The organism is Cellvibrio sp. PSBB023, from assembly GCF_002007605.1.
Classification (GTDB): domain Bacteria; phylum Pseudomonadota; class Gammaproteobacteria; order Pseudomonadales; family Cellvibrionaceae; genus Cellvibrio.
In genome coordinates, this window is sequence record NZ_CP019799.1 from 4,142,501 (window position 1) to 4,145,000 (window position 2,500).

Below are 2,500 nucleotides of genomic sequence, written 5' to 3' on the forward strand. Positions count from 1 at the left end.
AGGGAAAGGCGAAAAGAACCCCTGTGAGGGGAGTGAAATAGATCCTGAAACCGTGTGCGTACAAGCAGTAGGAGCAGACTTGTTCTGTGACTGCGTACCTTTTGTATAATGGGTCAGCGACTTATTGTCAGTGGCAAGGTTAACCGTATAGGGGAGCCGTAGCGAAAGCGAGTCTTAATAGGGCGTCTAGTCGCTGGCAATAGACCCGAAACCCGGCGATCTATCCATGTGCAGGTTGAAGGTTGGGTAACACTAACTGGAGGACCGAACCCACAAATGTTGAAAAATTTGGGGATGACGTGTGGATAGGGGTGAAAGGCTAATCAAGCCGGGAGATATCTGGTTCTCCCCGAAAGCTATTTAGGTAGCGCGTCATGTCTCACCCAGGGGGGTAGAGCACTGTTTGGGCTAGGGGGTCATCCCGACTTACCAAACCCATGCAAACTACGAATACCCTGGAGTGCAATCATGGCAGACAGACAGCGGGTGCTAACGTCCGTTGTCAAGAGGGCAACAACCCAGACCGCCAGCTAAGGTCCCCAATGTTAGTTAAGTGGGAAACGATGTGGGAAGGCTTAGACAGCTAGGAGGTTGGCTTAGAAGCAGCCACCCTTTAAAGAAAGCGTAATAGCTCACTAGTCGAGTCGGCCTGCGCGGAAGATGTAACGGGGCTAAAACTAGCAACCGAAGCTGCGGCTGCATACTTTGTATGTGGGGTAGGGGAGCGTTCTGTAAGCCGTCGAAGGTGTGTTGAGAAGCATGCTGGAGGTATCAGAAGTGCGAATGCTGACATGAGTAACGATAAGGGGAGTGAAAAACTCCCCCGCCGGAAGATCAAGGGTTCCTGTCCAACGCTAATCGGGACAGGGTTAGTCGGCCCCTAAGGCGAGGCGGAAACGCGTAGTCGATGGGAAACAGGTTAATATTCCTGTACCTCTTTTTACTGCGATGGGGGGACGGAGAAGGCTAGAGCAGCACGGCGTTGGTTGTCCGTGTTTAAGGTCGTAGGCTGGTGTCTTAGGTAAATCCGGGATGCTAAGGCTGAGAACTGATGACGAGTGTTCCTCGGAACATGAAGTGCTTGATGCCATGCTTCCAAGAAAAGCCTCTAAGCTTCAGGTAAAAAGAGACCGTACTCCAAACCGACACAGGTGATCAGGTAGAGAATACCAAGGCGCTTGAGAGAACTCGGGTGAAGGAACTAGGCAAAATGGCACCGTAACTTCGGGAGAAGGTGCACTGCTGATGGTGAAGGGCTTGCCCCGTAAGCTATTGGCAGTCGAAGATACCAGGCCCCTGCAACTGTTTATTAAAAACACAGCACTCTGCAAACACGTAAGTGGACGTATAGGGTGTGACGCCTGCCCGGTGCCGGAAGGTTAATTGATGGGGTTAGCGCAAGCGAAGCTCTTGATCGAAGCCCCGGTAAACGGCGGCCGTAACTATAACGGTCCTAAGGTAGCGAAATTCCTTGTCGGGTAAGTTCCGACCTGCACGAATGGCGTAATGATGGGGGCGCTGTCTCCACCCGAGACTCAGTGAAATTGAAATCGCGGTTAAGATGCCGTGTTCCCGCGGCTAGACGGAAAGACCCCGTGAACCTTTACTATAGCTTTGCACTGAACTTTGAACCTATCTGTGTAGGATAGGTGGGAGGCTTTGAAGTCGAGACGCTAGTTTCGATGGAGCCGTCCTTGAAATACCACCCTGGTATGTTTGAGGTTCTAACGTCGGCCCCTTATCGGGGTTACGGACAGTGTATGGTGGGTAGTTTGACTGGGGCGGTCTCCTCCCAAAGAGTAACGGAGGAGCACGAAGGTGTGCTAATCATGGTCGGAAATCATGAGGTTAGTGTAAAGGCAAAAGCACGCTTGACTGCGAGACAGACATGTCGAGCAGGTACGAAAGTAGGTCTTAGTGATCCGGTGGTTCTGTATGGAAGGGCCATCGCTCAACGGATAAAAGGTACTCCGGGGATAACAGGCTGATACCGCCCAAGAGTTCACATCGACGGCGGTGTTTGGCACCTCGATGTCGGCTCATCACATCCTGGGGCTGAAGCCGGTCCCAAGGGTATGGCTGTTCGCCATTTAAAGTGGTACGCGAGCTGGGTTTAGAACGTCGTGAGACAGTTCGGTCCCTATCTGCCGTGGGCGTTGGAGATTTGAGAAGAGTTGTTCCTAGTACGAGAGGACCGGAATGAACGAACCTCTGGTGTTCGGGTTGTCATGCCAATGGCACTGCCCGGTAGCTATGTTCGGACGGGATAACCGCTGAAAGCATCTAAGCGGGAAGCCTCCTTCAAGACTAGATCTCCCTGGGGCTTTAAGCCCCCTAAAGAGCCGTTGAAGACTACGACGTTGATAGGTCAGGTGTGGAAGCGCTGCGAGGCGTTGAGCTAACTGATACTAATTGCTCGTGCGGCTTGACCATATAACAGAATCGACTGTTAGACGGTTTACGATTTATCCGGACTTGTACGATATGCAAGCATCCAAAC

1 rRNA gene (only partly in view) is annotated in these 2,500 nt (G+C 52.0%); it reads left to right on the top strand.

Features of this window, described 5'->3' with window-relative positions:
* Window positions 1–2,433 (top strand): 23S ribosomal RNA (locus B0D95_RS17825); it begins 455 nt to the left of the window's first position.
* Window positions 2,434–2,500 lie beyond the last annotated feature (67 nt).